The sequence below is a fragment of the Pseudoalteromonas sp. MMG033 genome (genome assembly GCF_057197785.1).
Genome location: NZ_CM170070.1, coordinates 4,030,088 through 4,052,500 on the forward strand (window position 1 = coordinate 4,030,088; position 22,413 = coordinate 4,052,500).

The 22,413-nt window shown below is 41.3% G+C and carries 17 protein-coding genes and 1 pseudogene; 5 read left to right on the forward strand and 13 right to left on the reverse strand.

Annotation, left to right across the window (positions count from 1 at the left end; genetic code table 11):
• Window positions 1–259 precede the first annotated feature (259 nt).
• The 6 genes from AC2CZC_RS17530 to AC2CZC_RS17555 all read right to left on the reverse strand — a co-directional run bounded on the left by AC2CZC_RS17530 (window position 260) and on the right by AC2CZC_RS17555 (window position 5,684).
• Window positions 260–2,131 carry a DUF885 domain-containing protein gene (locus AC2CZC_RS17530; RefSeq protein WP_484582799.1) on the reverse strand — a complete coding sequence of 624 codons (1,872 nt, stop codon included), beginning with the start codon at window positions 2,129–2,131 and terminating at the stop codon, window positions 260–262.
• 178 nt (window positions 2,132–2,309) lie between these two features.
• Window positions 2,310–2,936 carry a LysE family translocator gene (locus AC2CZC_RS17535; RefSeq protein WP_063363835.1) on the reverse strand — a complete coding sequence of 209 codons (627 nt, stop codon included), beginning with the start codon at window positions 2,934–2,936 and terminating at the stop codon, window positions 2,310–2,312.
• A gap of 61 nt (window positions 2,937–2,997) precedes the next feature.
• Window positions 2,998–3,381, reverse strand: coding sequence for an MmcQ/YjbR family DNA-binding protein (locus AC2CZC_RS17540; RefSeq protein WP_063363836.1), 384 nt, complete (start codon window positions 3,379–3,381; stop codon window positions 2,998–3,000).
• Window positions 3,382–3,384: 3 nt separating this feature from the next.
• On the reverse strand, window positions 3,385–3,813 hold the full coding sequence (locus AC2CZC_RS17545; protein WP_063363837.1) for a DUF3574 domain-containing protein: 429 nt from the start codon (window positions 3,811–3,813) through the stop codon (window positions 3,385–3,387).
• A gap of 138 nt (window positions 3,814–3,951) precedes the next feature.
• The gene (gene def / locus AC2CZC_RS17550) at window positions 3,952–4,455 is read right to left on the reverse strand and encodes a peptide deformylase (RefSeq protein WP_063363838.1); all 504 of its coding nucleotides are present in this window, start codon (window positions 4,453–4,455) and stop codon (window positions 3,952–3,954) included.
• 212 nt (window positions 4,456–4,667) lie between these two features.
• The gene (locus tag AC2CZC_RS17555; RefSeq protein ID WP_484582800.1) at window positions 4,668–5,684 is read right to left on the reverse strand and encodes a D-cysteine desulfhydrase family protein; all 1,017 of its coding nucleotides are present in this window, start codon (window positions 5,682–5,684) and stop codon (window positions 4,668–4,670) included.
• Window positions 5,685–5,958: 274 nt separating this feature from the next.
• Between AC2CZC_RS17555 and AC2CZC_RS17560 the strand changes: the two genes are divergently transcribed.
• Complete coding sequence (locus AC2CZC_RS17560) at window positions 5,959–6,675, forward strand: hypothetical protein (protein WP_063363839.1); 717 nt, start codon at window positions 5,959–5,961, stop codon at window positions 6,673–6,675.
• Between the two features lie 109 nt (window positions 6,676–6,784).
• On the opposite strand, the gene AC2CZC_RS17565 is transcribed toward AC2CZC_RS17560, so the two are convergent.
• From AC2CZC_RS17565 to AC2CZC_RS17585, 5 genes are all read right to left on the reverse strand, one after another.
• A complete protein-coding gene (locus tag AC2CZC_RS17565) occupies window positions 6,785–9,778 on the reverse strand; it encodes a hypothetical protein (RefSeq protein WP_484582801.1) in 2,994 nt (997 codons plus the stop codon).
• Window positions 9,779–9,785: 7 nt separating this feature from the next.
• Window positions 9,786–10,142 (reverse strand): hypothetical protein, encoded by a 357-nt coding sequence (locus AC2CZC_RS17570; protein WP_063363841.1) that lies wholly within the window; start codon window positions 10,140–10,142, stop codon window positions 9,786–9,788.
• A 190-nt stretch (window positions 10,143–10,332) separates the two neighbouring features.
• On the reverse strand, window positions 10,333–11,040 hold the full coding sequence (locus tag AC2CZC_RS17575; RefSeq protein ID WP_063363842.1) for a hypothetical protein: 708 nt from the start codon (window positions 11,038–11,040) through the stop codon (window positions 10,333–10,335).
• Between the two features lie 190 nt (window positions 11,041–11,230).
• Entirely contained in the window at window positions 11,231–12,028 is a 798-nt protein-coding gene (locus tag AC2CZC_RS17580; RefSeq protein WP_211037359.1) for a hypothetical protein, read from the reverse strand.
• Window positions 12,029–12,036: 8 nt separating this feature from the next.
• The gene (locus AC2CZC_RS17585) at window positions 12,037–12,846 is read right to left on the reverse strand and encodes a hypothetical protein (RefSeq protein ID WP_484582802.1); all 810 of its coding nucleotides are present in this window, start codon (window positions 12,844–12,846) and stop codon (window positions 12,037–12,039) included.
• A gap of 703 nt (window positions 12,847–13,549) precedes the next feature.
• Here AC2CZC_RS17585 and AC2CZC_RS17590 point away from each other — a divergent pair.
• The gene (locus AC2CZC_RS17590; RefSeq protein ID WP_484582803.1) at window positions 13,550–14,437 is read left to right on the forward strand and encodes an alpha/beta hydrolase; all 888 of its coding nucleotides are present in this window, start codon (window positions 13,550–13,552) and stop codon (window positions 14,435–14,437) included.
• Between the two features lie 69 nt (window positions 14,438–14,506).
• Here AC2CZC_RS17590 and AC2CZC_RS17595 read toward each other — a convergent pair whose 3' ends face one another.
• Window positions 14,507–14,914 carry a GFA family protein gene (locus tag AC2CZC_RS17595; RefSeq protein WP_484582804.1) on the reverse strand — a complete coding sequence of 136 codons (408 nt, stop codon included), beginning with the start codon at window positions 14,912–14,914 and terminating at the stop codon, window positions 14,507–14,509.
• 136 nt (window positions 14,915–15,050) lie between these two features.
• On the opposite strand from AC2CZC_RS17595, the gene AC2CZC_RS17600 reads away from it, so the two are divergent.
• A complete protein-coding gene (locus tag AC2CZC_RS17600; RefSeq protein ID WP_484582805.1) occupies window positions 15,051–17,543 on the forward strand; it encodes a cation:proton antiporter domain-containing protein in 2,493 nt (830 codons plus the stop codon).
• Here AC2CZC_RS17600 and AC2CZC_RS17605 read toward each other — a convergent pair.
• Window positions 17,536–18,051, reverse strand: a complete 516-nt coding sequence (locus AC2CZC_RS17605) for a 2-thiouracil desulfurase family protein (protein WP_484582806.1) — start codon at window positions 18,049–18,051, stop codon at window positions 17,536–17,538. The two genes, AC2CZC_RS17600 and AC2CZC_RS17605, sit on opposite strands and share 8 nt — an antisense overlap.
• A gap of 256 nt (window positions 18,052–18,307) precedes the next feature.
• On the opposite strand from AC2CZC_RS17605, the gene AC2CZC_RS17610 reads away from it, so the two are divergent.
• Both AC2CZC_RS17610 and AC2CZC_RS17615 read left to right on the forward strand, forming a co-directional pair.
• Window positions 18,308–20,317, forward strand: coding sequence for an alpha-amylase (locus AC2CZC_RS17610; RefSeq protein WP_484582807.1), 2,010 nt, complete (start codon window positions 18,308–18,310; stop codon window positions 20,315–20,317).
• Between the two features lie 128 nt (window positions 20,318–20,445).
• Window positions 20,446–21,855, forward strand: a pseudogene (locus AC2CZC_RS17615) (alpha-amylase); the annotation flags it as partial.
• Window positions 21,856–22,413: the final 558 nt, after the last annotated feature.

The window sequence follows — 22,413 nt, forward strand, 5'->3', positions numbered from 1 at the left end:
AGATTGGTTTGTGTACTAGGCTTGTTACCGTATGTCGATGCAGGAGATAAGTTATACAGGTTACCAAAATCTTTCTGTTTTAGTGGTGATTCTTTAACAAAGTTGAGCTCCAGTTAACTCGCAAGCATGGTTTTAACACAGCTACTTATTGATAATTAAATCAGCGACTCTGAACACCTTTGATAATAATGACCACAACAAAAAATGCACAGGCCGAAAAGCATGTGCATTTATTACTTTCAAAGTAGGTTATAATTATTTATGAGCGCTTTTGTTCTTCAATCCAAGTATTCACTCGTCTTTCAAGTATCGATAATGGCATAGCACCGCCACCTAAAATTGTGTCATGGAAGCCTCTTATATCAAATTTTGCACCGAGTTCATCTTTTGCATGCTGTCTCAGTTCAAGAATTTTTATCATACCCACTTTGTATGAGGTAGCCTGTCCTGGCAAAATCATATATCGGCGAATTTCTGAACGCGCAGCGGTCTCGTTGATTGGCACATTATTCATAAAGTAAGAAATAGACTGCTCTTCAGACCAACCTTCTGCATGAATACCTGTATCAACAACTAGTCTCACAGCACGCCACATTTCATTCGATAAACGACCGAAATCACTGTAAGGGTCTTTATAGGCACCCATTTCTTTCGCTAGCAGTTCAGAATACAGTCCCCATCCTTCAGAGTATGCTGTAAATTGTGCTTTAGTTCTAAACTCCGGGATCCCTTCTAGCTCTTGCGCGATAGACAATTGCATATGGTGACCTGGATTACCCTCATGATAAGCTATCGACTCCATTGTATTTTTAGGCATCGATGTCATATCAATCAAATGGGCATAGTAAACGCCGGGACGAGAACCATCTTTGGTGCCAGGCATATAGTGCTGCGCCGCCCCCGGTTGCTCGCGAAATGCTTCAACTCGCTTAACCACGAGCTTTGATTTAGGTAAGATCCCAAAATAGTCTGGTAGTTTTTTGTTAAGCTCATCTAAATAGGCAATAGAATCATCAATGTACCCTTGCCTGCCTTCATCGTTGTTCTCATAGAAAAACTGAGGGTCACTGCGGAAAAATTCAAAAAACTCCTGTAAAGAGCCTTCAAAGCCAACTTGATCAATAATTTGCATCATTTCGCCTTTAATGCGGGATACTTCATCAAGTCCAATCTTATGAATTTCATCTGCTGTTAAATTGGTTGAGGTTTGATCTGCTAGCCTGTAATTATAAAAAGCCTTGCCATTTGGAAGGCCGCCAACACCATAGCCATCTTGTTGTTTCAAGTTGGCCATATCTTTCTCAAACCAATTTATAAGCGTTGTATAAGATGTTTTAAATTCACCTTGCAACGCAGCTTTCGTTTGCGCAAGCAACGCATCGCCTTGTGTTTGATTAATCGTTTTATCATCAATCAACTTTTGTACTTTGCGTTTGGCATCTGACCAAAGGGGCGAATCTTTATCACTCTCAATAAATGGGGCACCATTGATGATACTTTTAGATTGGCCAATTACCCCCTCATAAGTAAATTTAGGTGGCCTAATGCCTTTTTTCGCTCTAGATTGAGCCTGACCAAGCAGCTCAATAATTGCGTCAGATCCTTTAACTAGACGAGTGTTGTACGCATGCATGTCTTCAATCGTGTCTACTTTATGGTAATTAATCATAAACTGGACGAAAAATGACTGAATACCGAACATATGATTAAACACATATTCATTTTCAAAAAACTTTGCTTGCTGTTTTTCTTGCTCATACTCATAAAGCCAAAGATCATAAGAAATCTTAGCTTCGGCATCTAATTTACTGTAATCAAATTGTGATCTTAATTCAGCAACGGTGCCTGCCAACCAAGCTAGTTTGCGCTTTGCAGCTTGCTCTGACACATCATCGATTTGGTCATATTTATCTTTTCGACCATAAATCGTCATCATGATTGGGCTCATTTGCATTTCTTGTTCGTACTTTTCTGCAAACCAAGCGTTTAATTTTTGTGTCTCTGCCTCAATCGCACTCTGACTCTGTAGTTGTACTGTAGCATTGACTGAGTTAGTACCGGTGCTAGCCTTATTTGCTTGACATCCAGCTAATACTGCCACAACAGAAATTGCAATAATGGATTTGTACACTGTAGGTCTCTCCTTTGAATTTTTTAGCTACAGTAAATAAAAACTACATTAAATCCAATCTATTAGATAAATTTAAATGTAACTAAAAGTGAATTAAGTTACAAAAATGACCCATGTCATTTGTCATCAAATAGTCAATTAACTTTGTCATTTTATCGAACAGAGCTGATATAAGAAGTTATCGCTGCTTCATCAAAGCGACTGCAAGGCCAGAGCTGACAAAGGTAAGGCCCGCCGAAATATTTAATCCCTGTAACACGTTGGGGCTATTTATCAAAAATTTCTTTAGCTGCGTCGAAAAAATGCCCATTGTTCCAAAACCAAGCGTAGTCAGTAACGCAAACCAAGCACCATAAACCATCATTTGAATAGAAACACTGCCTAAGCTTGGATCTATAAATTGCGGTACAAACGCAAGTACAAAAATCCCCGGCTTTGGGTTTAATGCAGCGGAGAAAAAGCCAGTAGCAAAAATGGTTTTATATGATTTCGCCTCGACAGATTCGATAGTAATCAAATTGCGATTAAGAAGCACTTTAACGCCCAACCAGACTAAATAGCTGGCGCCGATAAATTTGACGATGTAAAAAGCAATATTTGATGTCTGGATTAATAACGTCAACCCAGCAGTCGCTGCAAATACATGAAATAAAATGCCCACTCCAGAAGCACTGGCAGAAATACAGGCTGCTAATCGCCCTTGGCTTATCCCTCTCGCGATTGCCAAAATGTTATCTGGCCCGGGAGAAATAACGAGTAAAAGACATGCTGCGGTATATGCAGTGAATACATCGAAAGGAAACATAAACCCATCCTTGTTATTAATTTAGGTAAGAGGGCTTATTGTATTAAAAGTTCAAATATAATTATGACAAATGCAGTAATATTGCCTGACGCTCACTTTTACGCATCTTTTTGACAACTAACAAGAATGAGTTATCGATCATACGTTCTATCTCTCCTTTAGGCACAGTGCCATCAAGAATTACCGTATTCCAATGTTGTTTATTCATATGGTAGCCGGGAATAACAGCATCAAATATATCACGTAGTGCATGGGCTTCATCTGGATCACACTTTAAATTTAACCACCAATGCCCACCTTGCGATTGACGCATTTTTTCTGGCGCAAGCGTTGCAAACATTTTGTCTTTTACCTTATATACATCAACGCCCTCACCAAATGGTTGACTGACACTACTAAAAGGCTTTGCTAAAAGATATTCAGTAATTGTTTTAATACAACTCATCGCCTACTCCTTTCCTACAAAACTAACTTGTGTAATATCAAGCAGAGCAATAAGTACAGAGTCTTGATTAAATAGCTGACTATAGTGTTTTGCCAGTACGTTAGCCGCAGCAATATCTTCAGCAGAGGCGTTATAAACAGTCACTACTTTTGAGTGTTCTTTCTTACCTTTGTAATAACCTACTGCATCTACAACACTAAAACCTGCAAATGTGGTTGCTAACTGAGTTGACTCAAAATGCTGCCATTGACTTGCCGTGATATTCCCTCCAGTTGGAATAGATAATCCAAAATACATTTTTAGCCCTTCACTGTGCGCTTTCACTTTAGCAGTTACTATTTCTGCGGGACTTTGTTGTTTTACCTCGCCAGTACTGGCGCAACCAGACAGCAATAAGATCGTAAGGCAAAAGCTCAAGCTAAGCGTTCGCATATTCATTCCTTAAGAGTTATATGGTTTTAGATGTGGAGCAATGATAAACCATACAAGATGGTGAAAAGGCACTCAAGTATAATTTAGAATGGAGGGGCTTAATGAAGCAGCATGACAGTGCTGCTTCGAAATAAATGCTTAAGCGTAATGCTTTAAATATTTTTTAACCTTTTTCATCGCCATCTTTTGTTTTAGCGGTGAAAGGTAGTCAATAAACAAGTTACCGTGAAGATGGTCAATTTCATGTTGCATAACAATGGCTAAAAACTCATCACTCTCAACTTCAACTGGGTTACCCTTCCTATCTTGTGCCGTAACCTTTACAGAAGTAAAGCGCTCAACTTCAGCGTAGTAATCAGGCACAGATAAGCACCCTTCCTGACCCTTTTCTTTGTTTTTACCTTCAGTAATTTCAGGGTTGACCAAAATAAGAGGGTCATTTCTCTCATCTGAAATATCAATAATGACAACCGCTTCTTCTCTGCCCACTTGCGTTGCAGCCAGACCTATACCGTCTCTTGTTGCGTACATGGTTTCCAACATGTCATCTATCAGGGTCTGAATAGACTCAAAATCAGTTACTTTTTTTGCTTTTGTTTTTAATCTTGGATCGGGGGCGGTTAAAATTTCTAGGACTGCCATATTTTACTTGCTTTCCATAATTCATATTGAAAAATTTAAATGATTTTAAGTCATTTTATATGTAAGGGTTAGAGTTGCTAAAAAAGCGTACGCAACCAAGTTGGTGGATCAAACCAACTTTCGCAAAGTTAAAGGAATCATTCTACAAATGCAATCTAAGCGTAAAGTGTCGAGTTTGAACGATTTTAAGCAGTGTATCGCTTACTATACGACTATAATATTGTCCTACTGTAAGCGAACAAAGAAGGCGCGCCACCTGTGTGCCAAAACAGTACCTGTTTATCATTTGGAAGCTCTCGTTTTTGAATTTTATCTACCATAGCTGCAAACGCCCTTCCTGTATAAACTGGATCGAGTAAAATCCCCTCTGATTTAGCCAATAGTTGGATCGCTTCTTTTTCTTGTTCCGTCAAAACACCATAGCCTGTCTCTAAGTAACCTTTATCAAGCACTACATCATCAACTCGATAACTTTGCGCTAAATTTAAAAATGAGCACGTTGAATTTGCAAGCGCTAGTACTTGCTGTTGAAAACTATTCGCTTCGTTTTCAGCTTTATCAATCTGTATGCCTGTAAGCTCATATTTATGTCTCAATAAAGACTTGGCTATCATCAGACCGGCATGTGTGCCACCCGAGCTTGAGGCAAAAAAGATATGGCTTAAATTATCAACACCTATTTGTGTCGAGAGCTCAAAACCTGCTTCTATAAACCCACATGCCCCTAACTCATTCGATCCACCGTATGGGATCACATACGGTGAGTGCCCCGAGGCTTTCAAGGTACCGACGAGATTAGGAATGTCTTCTCCTTTTCGATTTTCTTTGGTGAAGTGAATATGTGCACCAAACAACTCATCAAGTAATAAATTACCATTGAAATTGCCAGGTTTTTCTCCTCCCAATAAAAGGTGACAATCTAACCCCAGTTTCGCAGCAGCTGCGGCTGTTTGCCTGCAATGATTGGACTGTTGAGCGCCTGCCGTTATTACCGTATCACAGCCTTTTTTAATCGCATCTCCGAGTATGTACTCAAGCTTTCTTGTCTTATTTCCGCCAAGCGCAAGGCCAGTCAGATCGTCCCGCTTCATTAATATATCAGGACCACCTAAAATTCGAGTAAGATTTTCTAGTTTAATCACTGGTGTTGGCAGATAGCCTAGTTTGGCTTTTGGTAAGTGCTGCAAGATTGAGCATTTTTGCATGATGAAGTCAGCTTTACAGTTCATTAAAACACTCTTTTTAACACGGTGTATAATTAGTATGCAACATTTCGAAATGCGTGTTTATACTAGAACAGTAAATTTCATTTATATTAATGATACAACTTAAACTAAATATTGATTTATAAAAGCAGTGTAAAATGGATTACGCCAACAAAAAGCCGAAAACTCGTTTTGATGAATAGTAGTTATTTGTACATATTAAAAATTAATAACTAAAGACCTTAGTGTAACTGTCGATATGTAACCCATGACAAATCTTCTGTATAAGGATTATGTAATGAAGATAGCGAACCAAAGTAATTTTCCGCCACCAGCCCCAAATAGCGCATCAAACAAAAATCCTTCATCCATAGATGCTAAACCCATTACTGATGAAGTAAAGACGCTAGCAGCGGCACACGTTCAAAATACATCTCATGACGACCAACATATAATCAATGACCCAAATGTTGGTGAAATGACGCTTGAATCCCATACCTATGACCCTGAACGACTCAACAAAGTCTCCCAGACGTTGTATTTTGGTGGTGTAGCAGACCTATTTAGAGGTATGCAAACACACTACCAATCATTTATGAACGAGTTAAAAAACACAGATCCAAAACTCGCCGAGTCAACAGGCTGGGGATTTTCGATTGATGAAAAAGGGGAATTTGTCGTCAGTGGTGCAATCAGTCACGAGAATAAAAGCTACCTAGAAGAAAAACTAAATGAAAATGAAGACCTACTTGAACTTGCAAAGCAAGTCCCTGCCCTATTCATGCAAGGTTTAGCGTACGACAGAGGCGCTGATGGCAAAGGTCAAGCTTGGGGTAGATTTGATGTCAATGCAGAAAACTTTAAGGACATCATAGATTTTAAAGAAGTATTTGATGAATCTTACAGTTCAATGGGAGACATCAGCTTTTTCAAAGGCAACTTTGATGTTTTAAAATACGCGCAAAATGTGGGTGATCAGCTGCATAATAAAGCTGAAGCCAAATTTGGTTATTAACTTGATATAAAACCGTTAGACCGCGCTAATAAAAAAGAAGCCTCATTTTGAGGCTTCTTGAATTGTTTTATTTAATGTCAAAGTAAAACAGTTTGAAGCTCTTGATGTATTATTTTTCAAGAGTCGATTCGGCTACTGGGCTGCCTAGTAAATCAGTATGAATGAAAATCACGTTTTTGATTTTCACTCTATCCTCAACCACATTACTCCATTTTGTGCAGTCTACCTGACTGGTAAAACACGCACTGACGCGATAGTAAAACTTACCTTTATCAGCTTCAGGAATAACGAACTGTGGCACCTTAACATTACCCACATCTGTCCATGCAAACTGTTCTGCGCTTGAGCAGTTTTCGCTGCAAGTTGCTTTTTGCACTTTATAGAGTGTGGCACCCAAAATACTATTCCAGTTCAGGACATGTGAATCGATGCTAAGCGCTGGCGGTCTTGATGATACAACGATTGAGAGTGTGCGTGTCTCACTACAACCATCTTGGTTACAAGCTTGCAGTGACAAACGGTGTACACCCGTTTTATCAAACGTTATTTGATGGGATGTTGCTGTACTTTGTGATAGCAAAGGCTCAAAATAACCAGGTTGCCAGCTTGGCTCATTTAAACCCAAATGGTAGCTGACAGGTAGTCCATAGCTTGGGTTCATTTTCCAATTTAACGTCACAACATCGTTAGTAAAGACCTCAGTTTTATTGCTGCTGAATTCAAGAGGCATAGGTGGACGTCCAACAACTTCAATACTAGTGGTAGAAGAAGGACTACAATTACTAAATGAATCACAAGCAATGATCCTAAAGGTTTGTGTGCCAAGCTTTTGTATCCCCGTTTCTCCTTCGCGTTTAACGCTCAGATCTTCCAGCCCACTCCATTTTAGGAATTCACCTTCACCGGGTTTTGTGACAAATATAGCATAGAGTAAATGTTCATTATAAAATGCGCCATGAGGACCTTTTGGTCTCTCCCAGGACAATTTAATCGCTTCGCCAGGTAAAATGCGGCTCTTATCCGCTTTAAAATTAGTGATCGCGCCTATCCCATCATGTCCAGATACATCTCTGCCAACAAGAATCACTTCATTCGAATAACCATAGCCATCTTGGCAACGCGTATAACGACATGCTTTCACCCTATATGTGAATCGTGTTGAATTGGTGAGTTCATAGCTTGGGATCAACACTTTGTTTTTAGTATATAAATGATTGCCTTGCCACAGCATAGACTCATCAACTGTTCTTGGATTAATCCTTCTCCAAGTGGAGCCAGAGTCTTCACTTTGCTCAACAATATACCCATAGGCGCCTAAGGTTTTTGGCCAGCTCAGATAGACCTGCTTTTGCGCCTGATTCGGCTGCGCCAACACGGACTCAACACCGCGTAAAATAACGGTATAGCCACGCACATAGCCATCGTCTGGGCAATTTGCAAAGCCCTTACAATTTACTCTAAATTCATAACGCCCGGTCGCAAATGCAGTATAACTGTCGCCACCTTGGCTCATAAAGCGAGAACCTACACCACAGTAATATGTTCGCCACTGCTCTTTACCATACGGTGTGTATTCTACTTTGTAGTGGAACTCACCCGCACTTGGCGCAGGGCACTGACCCGTCACAGGGTGCATTAAGTTAGGCTGATCTTTAAGACCCGTTTTTGCAAAGTCCGTCCATTCAGTTTTGAGCTCACCAATGTAATTAGAAATGTAAATTGAAAAAGAAGGATCGTACTGACCAAGGCCACCATTTTCATAAAGTTGCGCATTATCTAATTGAAAACGCGCGTTTGACCCCAGTAATCTGACATAAAACTTTACGTTTTTAATAATATGCTCGCTTGTATTCAGATAAAGCTGCTGATCAAACTCAATGATTTCAGATGCATCCACTTCCCATTCATCTCTGACAGTTTTAACGGTTAAGCGACGTCCGTCGACGGAGTTTGGCGCACGAGAAATGATCATCTGTTGCCCCTCTAATCGATGCGCATTAATTGACCCATTGGGATTACGACCAGCATAATAGTAAGCTACAGGATAAATACTGAGGCTCGAATCTGGGTCAAGATGATCAACGCGAATAAGGCCGCGTGCTGTCATCCCGTTTAAACCATACCTTGGATTATACTTATCCCAGGTAGAGTATTTATGCTCCCACTCTATGTAACCCCAATTGCTCAGTGACGCGCGTAAGCTTCTGTTTGCATCAATTGGGCGAGATGCACTGACCACCAACTCATCGGCATTGTTTGGATAAAACTGCACTTTACCCGACTCAAACGTTGGGTCTTCAATTAATGGATTCAGCAGTTGCTCATAAAAACGATTTGATTCTTGATAAGTACCACAGCGATACATGTTGCAGTTTTTGATTCGGTACTTGAAGTTACCTGGATCAAACTTAGCAGATGTAGACTGCGATACCGCCATACGGGCAAAGGCTTGCATCCCCATACTACGCGCATTGGCCATGCGTAAAGAGTTAATGGTGGTCTTTGGCAACACAACATCAGGGCTGGTACTAATGAAGCCGGTGAAGTTTTTGCCATGATAAAGCCTGACCTCCTTCCCTTCAGGGATCATATGCTCCCATGTATTACCATTGTCTATTGACTGCTCAATGATGTAGCCTTCGGTTGCTTTTTCTTCCCAGTATACATTTACGTTTTGTTTTTTATCGTTGTACGCTAAGTTCACAAAACTTGGTTCGAGCACCACATCCGTTTTTTTGTAAATATAGCCAGAGCTTGGACACCCAGCGTAACCTTGGCACTTCAAACGAAAACTATACACTCCACTTACCCGCTTTTCATCGCTCATGTAATGCAGGTTTTTACCTGTATATACAGTTTTCCAGCTGCGTGTTGCACTATCCCAAAGCTCTAGCTCATACGGGGCTTGAGATTGTTTAAAATCAGGCCAGCTCATAAAAAACTCGCCATTGAAACTCGGACCGCCATCATCAATAGCCAAGGAATAATCGTTTTCGTGATCGGCAACTATGTAGTAGCTGTTTGCTGCTGCCATATCTGGCGATGCCAACGCAACATTGCAACACAGTGCTATAACACTTGCCGCGTATTTTAACATTCGCATGTTTACCCTATCCTTGTTTAACCTTAATACCCGTCATTGATTCCACGGTGGGATAATCACGACAATCCATGGTGCCAATAAATTCGACAGGTAACTTATTGGTCGCAGCATTGAGTACGCTCAAATACAGATTTTGACCTGCTAATGTATTGGTATTAAACGCATACTTGTTTCCAGATTCATTCCCGCCACATGCTGGTCGACCATATTTATACCCATAAAAGCTGACAATCACAAAACTACGCTCTACTTGTATGTCTTTAATAAAATAATGTGTTGCATTCGTGGCCCAGCTCAGTGGTGCAAACAAGGTGCAGATTAATATGGCAACCGCCATTAAGTTCAATTTACCAGTCGCAATCATTGCAAATGGCTCCTTTTTATATTTGTTTTATTTGTAAGTTGGGGTTTAGGTTCAAAATACGCAGGTTCTGTAATGACCATCTCGATTTAAGCGGAATACCAATCACTAAAACCCTCTTTATCTATTCGCCAAGATTAAACTTTGTGTTTTTGATATTCGAAAATGAATTACAATCTGCGTTACAATGCGCTCAATACACACACACCTTAGAGGTGACTTCGGTGCACAAAGTCATATGAAGCATCCTACTAGAAGATAAATATACGCAGTATCGATTTCGATAATCATAATAACTGCTGGTACTGCCATCTTTGAGCAATACATACCTTGTTATTTTTTTGGTATTTGGGTCATAAAAACTATCGATACTTTGGATGCCGCTTGGGATGTAAGCCTTCGACCCGTGTGCTAATTTCGATATTATGTCATCCTTAACATATGCATAATCTTCCCACGTCATGTCTCGAGAACCTCGTGTCGTATAATGTGTTTCACATCGATCCTCCCCACCATATTTGAGTAGCCCTGCAAATCTCACCGTTTTAGTACTGCCTTTGCTCATGCCGTCGGCTTTCACTAAGACAGATTTAGCTTGTTCATAGCCTGAGCCAGCGATACACCCCTTGGTTGAGGTCACCTCAATTTGTGCACCTGTATTTAATGCGGTTACTAAACTTGAGTAGGTTGCTCTGCCAGAGTGGGTGGTCAAATCCACTGCCCAGTGGCTTTTTTTATCGGCACTGACGCAGCTTAAGCTGCTATCTGGCTTTGCAGCGTGTGTTTTAAACACGGCTAAATTACCATCAATCATCAACTCTGACAGTGTTGTTGATGCAGTGGCGAATCCGCAAAAAACGGCGGCATTTAGGCAAGCCAAAAAGCGTATTTTGTTGTTCATTATTTTCCGTATAACCTTGTTATATATTTATTTTTAAGCCAAAAGCTGGTTTTAAAATATACAGCCTCTGTGTACTATATTTTTAAATTCTCGGAGTGTTATAAAGCCCGTAGCAAATAGAGTCGTACAATTACGATTGGTCTTAGTTGTTGAATAACTATGGGTGTAGTTCGATTGCGTTTACTAATGCTTAAATAACACAAGAAACGAGAAAATGATCTCTCTCAGGTCGACACTCTGCTAAATGAAGCTCACGACCCTTATCATAAACTACTGCCCCGTATCCATTACTATTTTGGCAACCCATTCTACCTTGCAGACTTGTATCTGAAGATCGAACCCTAACCATGGTGTCATCTTTCATTAACACACTATGGTCATAAAGCTGAGTTCGTGAATTATAGGTACTGCTGGCACTTTGGATAGCACCAATTACCCATGTACTTTGATGTGAACGCCACTGACCTTTGCTTAGAGCAGCATCAATCTCTTTTTTCAGTACTTTATAATCTTCCCAGCGCAGTGCGCGGGACCCCTTAGTCGCTGGCGTTGTATCGCAAAACATATCTAGAGCACGTGGAGGGACGCCTTCCGTTGTTTTAGCAAAACCCACAAAACGTACTGATTGACCGTTGCTGCCGCCCATTTTGTTGGCTTTAACATTGAGGGCAGCGACCTGTTCATAGCCAGAACCCGCTAAACAGGCATTATTTGAACTGACTTCAATATCTGCGCCTGTACTTAATGCTGTGACTAAGCTTGAATACATGGCACGCCCAGAGTGCGTTTTTAAATCGACAGCCCACTGCGCTTTTTTATCCGCAGCAACACATTCAGGAGAACTATGTGTTTTGGCAGCCACGGTTTTAAACACGGCAATGTCTCCTTGTACCATTAATTCCTCTAAAGGAGAGGCGCTTGCAACAAAGGATGAAATAGACTTGATGAGTGTCAACACAGAAAGTGTTTTTAATGGTGTTTTAAGCATTTTTGGCCCTAGATTACACAAACGACTTGGAAAAGATTGTTTGTGTCTCTGCACCTTTTCATATAAATACGCTCACCCGCATCATAAATCACAGTGCCATAACCATCAGATACACTACAGCCAAGATAGTAGTTTAATGGATATCGTGAAGGTTGAGAAAATACATTGGGATATACAAATGAGCCATCTTTTAACATGACATCATGGCGATAAAACTTGGTTTGCGGGTCGTATTGGCTGGAGGCACTTTGCACTGCTTGTGAAACCCACGCTGTTTGTTGGATATAGTTAGAGGAGACGTTTTCCAAGGCAGCATCAATTTCATCCTTCAATTCAAGGTAATCTTCCCATCGCAACGATCTTGAACCCATTGTATGAGGTGTTGTTTTACAAATTTTATCTAACTCAAATGGATGCTTACCTGTAGAGCGTTTGGCAAACCCCACAAAACGAACTGATTTACCACCACTTGACGCATTGTTGGTTTTAATTTTAACGGATTTGACCTCTTCATACCCAGATGTGCCCAAGCATGCATTTTGAGGGATCACCTCTACATGTGCTTTGGTACTCATGGCAGTCACTAAGCTTGAGTACGCAGCTCGACCACTATGGGAATTTAAATCGACCGCCCAATAGCCCTTTTTATCCTCATTTACGCAATTAGGTTCAGCATGTGATTTAGCAGTATGGGTTTTAAATACGGCCAGGTCGCCTTCTACCATTAATTCATCTAACTGCGAAAACGCATTTACATGGCTTGAAAGCAATAACAGCGAGCTTCCAAGACAGGTTGCTATGGCAGCATTATTGTTCATGTTATTTCCTATTCATAAGAGAGAATAACGCTTAAGTACGTTATTGATTTGGAGGATTTTAGCGTTGAAAACAACAGCTATATTTCGTTAAATAGCATTATAGTATCGTATTAGGTACAACTCTACGCATTAATGAAATTAAAAGATAAAAATAGGGTTTTTGGGACTTAACAAACAACAAGACAAGACATTGATTTACATTAATATATTAAATTGCATGAATACTAACCCCGCACTGTTTATATATTGTTTTTCAGGATAAATCATATTCAGGATAAATCATATTCAGGATATAAAGGTACTTTTCAGCTCCTCCAAAAGATTGAACATAACCACTTGATACTTTTAAAAGTTACAATCTTGATTTTTACGGAAGCCATCTTTACTTAACAAGAAGTATCGTTACTACCTTATGAACTAATTCATGCAATAAAATACACTACTCATACAGTTATTATCGCGGCTGCATGACGTTGTTTGTGGGCCGTAAAATGAATGTAAGGTGCAATAACTTTATTTTCCTGCACCTTAAAATTGAAGGGTAAGAAACTGTATTCAAATAATAAAAGCAAATTTTCAAACCTGTTAAAGCATTATAAATAAATTTATCAAATGTCATAAATTCACTTTTTAGCTCAAGTCACTGCTAAAGAACGGCATCATTTTTACGTCCTTAAAATAACTTAAAAAAAGGAGTAATTTTATGAAGCAGTTCGCTTTCCTATTGATGTGTGCCTGTAGCTTTTTGGCCAATGCCTCTTACCTTGACTACAAATATGAACATCTACCCACTGAACATACTATTTCGTCTTCAACACTCGGTGAAGACCGTACTGTGTGGGTAATTTTGCCTGAAGGCTACAACGCACCAGAAAATAGCGACAAGCAATACCCTGTTATATACACCACTGACGGCGAGAACTTGCAATATTTAACGGGTCACAATATGTGGTTCTTACAGCGCTCAAACATGTTGCCAGAAGCAATTTTGGTCGCTATCAATACTCGTCATCACAGAGCGCGCGATTTAACCCCAACAGAGCCTAAAAATAGTCCAATCCCCGTCGCAACCGGACAAAGCCATCAACTAAAAGCCTTTATCAAAGATGAGGTTATCCCGTTTATTGATAACACATACCGTACAGATGACTTTAGAGTGCTGTCTGGTCATTCACTTGGCGGGCTATTCACAATCACTAGCTTATTATCAGAGCATATGCAGCCTTTATTTAAAGGCTATGTCGCCATTGACCCTTCACTGTGGTGGGACGATGGTATCGTTGCAAAGTGGGTTGAAGCTGCAGAAGACATATTTGATGAAAAAGCCTTCTCTGTCTATATCGTGGCTGCACATGAAGAAAACATTCCTCCCGAGCACCAAGCGCTTTACTTGCAGCACATTACAGCAATCGATGACGCCGCAAACAGCCTTCTTGATACAGATGCGACCACCATTCGATACGACATTACCCATGACGAAAACCATCGTTCAGTATTACATGTCGGTGTATTTAGAGGATTAAGAGAAGTCTTTAAATGCTACCCAAGCGTTTGCCCTAAAGCAGAAGACGATGACTCGGACCAAGACTAAATGGGCACTACACATCTAGTTTAACCAGCTATACATTGAGGTGCCCCTTGCACCTCTTTTACAAAGATATTAACCAATAAACCCATTGTGCTGCTGGCCTTCATCACCAATTTCCTCCCAGCAGGCTTTTGAACTCACCCACATGTGGTGAACCACCTTGGCACCCGCTAAATCGTCATTGCCGATTAATCCTACCGGCACGTACATTCTCTGATCATCGTTTTTACCCGGGAGGTTTGACCCGCACAGCGTACAAAAACTACATACCCAATCGTGGTTGGGTTTGTGCCAAGTTTTGATTTTGTCGGTACCTATCAGCCAAGCAAAGTGTTGGTTATTAACCACCGCAACTGACACACCATTTCCGCCACTTGCTTTTCGACATATTGAGCAATGACAAACATAGATGTCTGTTATTGGCAAACTAATTTCAAACTGCACCGCATTACAATTACAACTACCTTTAACCATCTTCATCTTATTACATCACATTCTATCTGTTTCTATTGTATAAACATTTTTGCACTTTAAACACGATTGATAACGCCTGATCTTAGCGAACATGCCATTCCTTTTCTAAACTTAGAACACCCAATTTGATAGGCACAGTACTATGGCGTTTAGCACAGGGCTCTTGATCCTACTATTTGTGATTTTCGCACTGTTTATTGGCGCATTTGTACGTCATATTTTAAAAGGCACACAAGTCCCCTACACTGTTGCGCTCTTATTGCTAGGCATTGCAATCGGGTTGCTACAAAGAGCAGACTTGTTTAATGCATACGCCCCAGAATTTGGCCAGAGTTTATCTTTGGTTGCCGAAATAGACTCTCACCTATTTTTATATCTGTTTTTGCCAACGCTCATTTTTGAAAGCGCATTTGCCATGGAGGTGCATTTATTCCGCCGCATGTTTACACAAATCGCTATTTTAGCCGTCCCAGGTTTAATGCTCGCGATTTGGTTAACAGCCGAGCTCATCTTTGCCATTGTACCCGACGGCTGGGGCTGGAGCTGGGCCATTTGCCTGATGTTTGGTGCTTTGATCAGTGCCACAGATCCGGTGGCTGTCGTCGCGCTGTTAAAAGAAGTCAGTTCTCGAAAGCGCCTTGAAACCCTCATTGAAGGCGAGTCGCTACTCAACGACGGTACCGCAATTGTGTTCTTTTCACTCTTTTTTGCATGGGTTACCGCAACTTACAGCGGTGATATCAACGCTGGACTTTCATCGCCTTTGCATGTCACAGCCGAGTTTTTACAAGTCGTATTAGTAGGTCTGGCAATAGGCTTAGCCGTGGGTGGTCTATGTATTATGTGGATAGAGCATGTATTTAACGACCCAATGATCGAGATCTCTTTAACTATTGCGGCGGCCTATTCCGTTTTTTTTATTGCAGAAAACTTCCACGTATCAGGAGTTGTTGCGGTTGTCACGTTAGCCATAATGTTTGCAAGTATCGGCCGAACTCGGATCAGCCCCGAAGTCGCTGGATTTTTACATCATTTTTGGGAAATGATGGCCCACATGGCCAACACACTTATCTTTTTACTGGTTGGCATATTGGTCGCTATCCGTGTACCACTAAATGATATGCAAGCATGGAAAATGCTGGCATTGCTTTACGCTGGTATTTTAATCATTCGAGCAATCTCTATCACCGTTTGTATGCCTGCCCTGACTAGGTTAGGTATTGGTATTAATTTTCCAAAAGCAGCGGTGCTGTGCTGGGGTGGACTGCGCGGTGCGGTGTCATTAGCCTTGGCACTAGCCGTAGTCGCCAGTGATGTCATACCAAAAGAAATTGGTGATCGGGTGCTGTTTTTATGTGCAGGCATCGTGGTCTTAACCATATTGGTCAACGGCTCCACGATGGGCTGGTTACTTAAAATACTCGGCTTAAACTCATTACCGCCAGCAAAACAAGCAACTGTAGACAAAGCCCAAGGCACAATCAATAATGAGCTACACGAGATGCTGCCTGTGATGATGACCAACCCATTTTTGCAAGGCGCAGACTGGGAAACCGTAAAGCAAAAATCGCAACTACAAGCACTCAACGAGACTGAATCAAATAGTAAAATAACCACAGAAGAGCTCAACACGGCATACAAAAGACGATTGCTCGAGACTGAGCGCAAACATTACTGGACGCAATTTGAACAAGGGATGTTGAGCAAGCAAGCGACTAGCAAATTAGTCGAAGCGGTTGAATCTGCCCTTGACGGTGAACCCCAAATTAGCCCAAGAACCTCCATTTATACGGTATGGCAAACCCCCAAATGGTTGCAACCACTGAGGCAATATTCATGGTTAAACAAGCTCTTATTAACCTTTTATTTTAAGAAACTTGCCTTGGGTTACGATATTGCTCGGGGGTTTATGCACGCACAAGAGGCTTTGCAAAGTCATGTGCAAACCTTAGCGCCCAGCCAGTCTGCTGCCGATTTAGTGTTAAAAGATGTCAAAGATAACAAAACACGTACTCTAGAGCGCATGAATGAACTACATGAAAGCTTTCCAGAAATTATTCAATCCCTGCAGACACAAGCTGCGACTAGGTTGTTGCTCAATCGCGAGCGCGCAGTCATCAATGCACAGCTTAAGCAAGCTGTGTTAGATAAGCCCGAAGCGCAAAGGTTATTAGCATGCGTTGAAGACAAAATGGCCAACCTCCAAAATGAGTCAATCTTCAAAACGACCAAGCAACAACAATTTACTAATGATATTCCTTGGGCTAAGAACTTACCGCTCGCAACACGTGAGAAATTGTCCGCTTTTGTAGAGCATCACGTTTATGAAGCGCAGCAAGTAATTTGCAACGAAAATCAGCCGCTGTCTAAAATTGGCGTCATTGTGAGAGGAAGCGTTAAAGAGCAATGGAACGTATCATCAGATAATGACGTAAAGCACACTTGTACAAATAAAGGGCCGGGTGAATCAATTGCTCTAACCGCATTGCTAAGCGGTGCATGCGCTACCGACATCACCAGTGACACCCCTTGTGATATTATGTGGCTACCTTGCGACAAGCTTAAGCAATTAATGCAAAATGATAGCCAATTAACTCAAGTAGTTTGCAAGTTAATGCAAGAATATACTAACTAATTGTTTTAGATTTATCCGTTGCGCTATTACGTTCTAGCTGCTCAATTAACTGCATAACAGAGTGTTGGCTATAGACTTTGATGCCTTTAGATCTGAGCAGTTGTGCAGTGACGCCAGCACCGTTTACTTTCTTACCAGAAAAAGTGCCATCATATATTTTTTCGCTTCCGCAAGATGGGCTACCCTCTGCCAAAACCGCGAATTTTATTTTTTGTTGCAAACAAATTTGCAGCGCTTGATGGGCACCATTTAAAAAGGCATCAGTCACATCGACTCCATCATCTCCGACAACACACGCTTGTTGGTGGATGACATCACGCCCTTCGCCTCCAATAATTTCCGCTGGCGCTCTAGGTATCGGTAAACCAGCCGAGACTTCTGGACAAAAGCCAACAAGCTTAACGTTTAGATCTAACCAACGCTTATCTGACTTATCCAGCGATAAACTACTTCCGTTATACCTTACTTTATTACCCATTAAACAGGCGCTCACAAAGACCTTTTGCATCCATACTCCACATTTAAATACTGCACTGACTTCTATATACCCATAAAATGTACACCGAGCTCATTATAGTAGAGTAGTTATTTAACACTAAAGAAATATTTATTCTTTAAATAGATAATAAACAACTTAAACCACCTAATTCACAGCATTAAAAAACAACAACATGCAACCTTGATCCCATTTTGCATACGTATTCAATGGAATGTTCCTCAAAGCGCCTTATATTGTAAAACTCATGTAAATGAGAGGCACAATAATGAAAAATATAATACTACCAATCGTCGCAAGTGTTTCGTTACTTGCATCAAACTGCGCCTATGCTACACCTAGTAACACAGGTGCACCAACCACATTTGTTCACCTGTTTGAATGGTCTTGGCCTGATGTCGCCAAAGAATGTGAAACCTTTTTAGGGCCACAAGGCTATGCGGCAGTTCAGGTTTCGCCGCCGAGTGAACATATCACCGGGAGTCAATGGTGGACAAGATATCAACCTGTTAGCTATCAACTTGTCAGTCGCGGCGGAGATAGAGCTGCGTTCATCGACATGGTATCTCGATGTAACGCTGCAGGGGTTGATATTTATGTTGATGCAGTGATAAATCATATGGCACACGGCAGCGGTACAGGGGTCGCAGGCAGTCAGTTTGGTAACAAACAATACCCCATCTACAGCCCAAATGACTTCCATCAAACCTGTGCCATTAACCCTGAAGATTACGGCAATAACCCATGGCGCGTGCAGCATTGTGAATTAGTAGGATTGCACGACTTGGACACCGATGCACCTTATGTGCAGTCGCAGCTTGCAAATTACTTAAATGACTTGCTCGATATTGGCGTTGCGGGCTTTCGCTTAGATGCAAGCAAGCATATGCCTGCAAACGACATCGGCGATATTCTAGGTAAACTCAATAAGCAATCTGTGGTGTTCCAAGAGGTCATTGACCAAGGTGGTGAAGCTGTTCAAGCGTCTGAATACTTTCAAAATGGCTTAGTCACTGAGTTCAAATACAGCATTAAACTCAGCGAAACATTTAAAACAGGTCAGCTTGCTTGGCTTAAATCTTTTGGTGAGCAATGGGGCTTTATGCCAAGCTATAAAGCCGTTGTATTTTCTGATAACCATGACAATCAACGTGGGCATGGCGGTGCTGGCTCTATAGTCACCTTTCACGACGGCAAACTATATGAACTGGCCAATGTGTTCATGCTTGCCTACCCCTATGGCTATCCAAAAGTAATGTCTAGCTATGAGTTTAATGGTGATACCGATGCCGGCGGCCCGACTGTCCCCGTTCATCAAGGTAATAATTTAAATTGTAACGCACAGCAATGGCAATGTGAGCACAGAAAGCCCTTTATTGCAGGTGCAATGCGCTTTAGAAATCACACCAATGATGACTGGTCAGTACAAAACTGGTGGGATAATGGTAATAATCAAATTGCTTTTTCGCGCGGTAATTTAGGGTTTGTGGCCATCAATAGAGAATCAAACAATATGAATGTGAGGTTGGCAACCGGTCTTCCTGCGGGCACATATTGTGACGAGCTTTCTGGCGGTAAAAGTGCGGGATATTGCAATGGCAGAGCAATTACGGTTGATGGCGATGGGACTGCTCAAATATCACTGTCCTCTATGGATGCAATCGCGATCCATCACCAAAGTATTACCACAGATACCCCTAATGACGGCGACGGAGATTGGCAAAGAACCGTTGTATTTATAAAAGCACAAACACAAAGCGGCCAAGATATGTTTGTACGCGGCGGTTTGGACCACAACGCAGCGTCACAGCGTGGATTGCAATGTGACCAAAATCCTGTACTTTGCCAAATTCCAATTAGACACCTAAACCTCAGAAATCAAACCACTGCACCATGGAAATCAGGAGATACCTACCTTGACTGGCAGGCATCTGAACCTAGTCAATCAAATCAAGCCCAAGGGACTGCTTTAGATTGGACAACCAATGTTTGGCCTGCAAATTGGGGTGAAAAGAAAACCTACGATCTTCATGGATTTGGTGAGTCAGGTCTAAACCAATGGGGCCCGCACTACTGGAAACTGGATGTAGAAATGGATTGCAGTCAAACTTACCAAGGCTGGTTCGAGCTAAAAGCATTTGTCAAAAATGGTCAAGGATGGGAAAGTGATATTATCCAAGCAAACCGACCTTATGCTAGCAATAACCACTTCGCGCAGTGTGGCAAACTAAACGTATTTGAGTTTGGTAAAAACACCCACCTCATACAGGCTCTCTAGTGTTAAGATAACACCTCAAAATTTGTGTATGGCAACCGTTTTTGGTTGCCATTTTGCATACGTATTCAATACGATTATTACCATAAGACCGATATATTGTCTTTCTCAAAAAAATGAGAAATATAAGAATGAAAAATAACCGACTCCCTACCCTAGCTGGACTTGCCTTCATTGCATCTACCAATGTGAATGCATCAGCGCATATCCCTACGACATTTGTACATTTGTTTGAGTGGTCTTGGGCCGATATTGCCACTGAATGCGAGACATTTTTAGGACCACAAGGTTACAAAGCGGTTCAAGTATCACCGCCTAATGAACATATCGCAGGCGATCAGTGGTGGACAAGATATCAGCCCGTCACTTATGAGCTGAACAGTCGAAGTGGTAACAAAACGCAATTTGTCGATATGATAAATCGATGCAAAGCACAAGGCGTGGACATCTATGTCGATGCAGTTATTAATCACATGGCCCACGGTAGCGGTAAAAGTATTACTGGCAAGTCTTATGGCAATAAACACTACCCCATTTACTCTCCTAAAGATTTCCACAAACCCTGTGCTATCAAAGACACCGACTACGTAAATAATGCATGGCGCGTGCAAAACTGTGAACTGGTTGGCCTGCATGATTTAGATACTGACTCTGTCAGTGTTCAGGCAAAAATCGCCGGCTATTTAAATGAACTCACAGGCTTAGGCGTGGCAGGATTCAGACTTGATGCTAGTAAACACATGCCCACTGACGATATCGCTGCAATTTTAAAACAACTCAATGACTCACCGCTTATTTTTCAAGAAGTCATAGATCAAGGTGGTGAAGCAATCACATCAGTGCCGTATCTAAGCAACGGCATGGTCACAGAATTTAAATACAGCGTCCAACTGAGCCATGTTTTTAAACAAGGAAAACTTGCCTCACTGAAGAGCTTTGTTAAAGACTGGGGTTTAATGCCCAGTGAAAAAGCCATCATATTCACAGACAACCACGACAACCAGCGCGGTCACGGTGGTGCTGGAGACATCGTCACGTTCAAAGATAAAACGCTGTATGACCTTGCTAACGTATTTATGCTGGCCTATCCGTATGGTTATCCAAAAGTGATGTCCAGTTACGAATTTAACGGCGATACCGATGCTGGCGGGCCAAAAGTCCCTGTCCATCAATCTGGTAAACTTAACTGCCAAGGCACCTTGTGGCAATGTGAACATAGAAAACCTATGATCGCCGGCGCAATGCGTTTTAGAAGTTACACGGCCGACAATCCAACCATCTCAAATTGGTGGGACAATGGTAATAACCAAATTGCATTTTCACGCGGAGATCTGGGCTTTGTCGCGATTAATCGCGAAGATAAAACAATGCACGCCACGCTTCAAACCGGTTTACTACCCGGCACATATTGTGATGAGTTGAGCATAGATACTAATCAAGGGCCGTGTATAGGGAGATCTATCACTGTAAAGCAAGACGGCACAGCTTTAATACAACTAAAACCTATGGATGCAATCGCAATACATCACCTTGCACGATTGAAGTAGTATGGCCTTGGTGCAAATCGCTATTGTGCGAAAGATTAATGGCACAGCGCGAAGCGCTGACATTCTTTTCGCGCAAGGTGATTAACGTGCAAAATGTAACGACTGCGAGCGAAGCGAGTACGTTCAATTTGCGCAAGGTGAAATGAGCAATTTTAACCAAAGGTAATCGATACATCTCTGTTAACCCAAAGCAGCTCCTCTGCTACGTCATTCCGGACTTGCTCCGGAAACCATAGATTAGTCACAGAAAAAATGAAAACTGTGAAGCGGAGCGAAACCGAACTAAGCTTTAGCAGTCCCGCATTAATGGCATGTTATATGTACTAATTATCCACAAATATTAGAAATAAAAAAGTCAGTGCTAGAGTAAAGTTCACGTACAGTGCGTACTTAATATTTTTTTGTTTAACAAAACGCCAAATTGTAGGATTATATAAAAAGTTGATTGCTTTTTTTTGGTGCTCCCATTTTGAGCTGAAAACAACACCACCATATAACTTCGTTGCCAATTTAGGGCTTAGTCTTCTGAAGCTAGCTAATATATAAAATTGC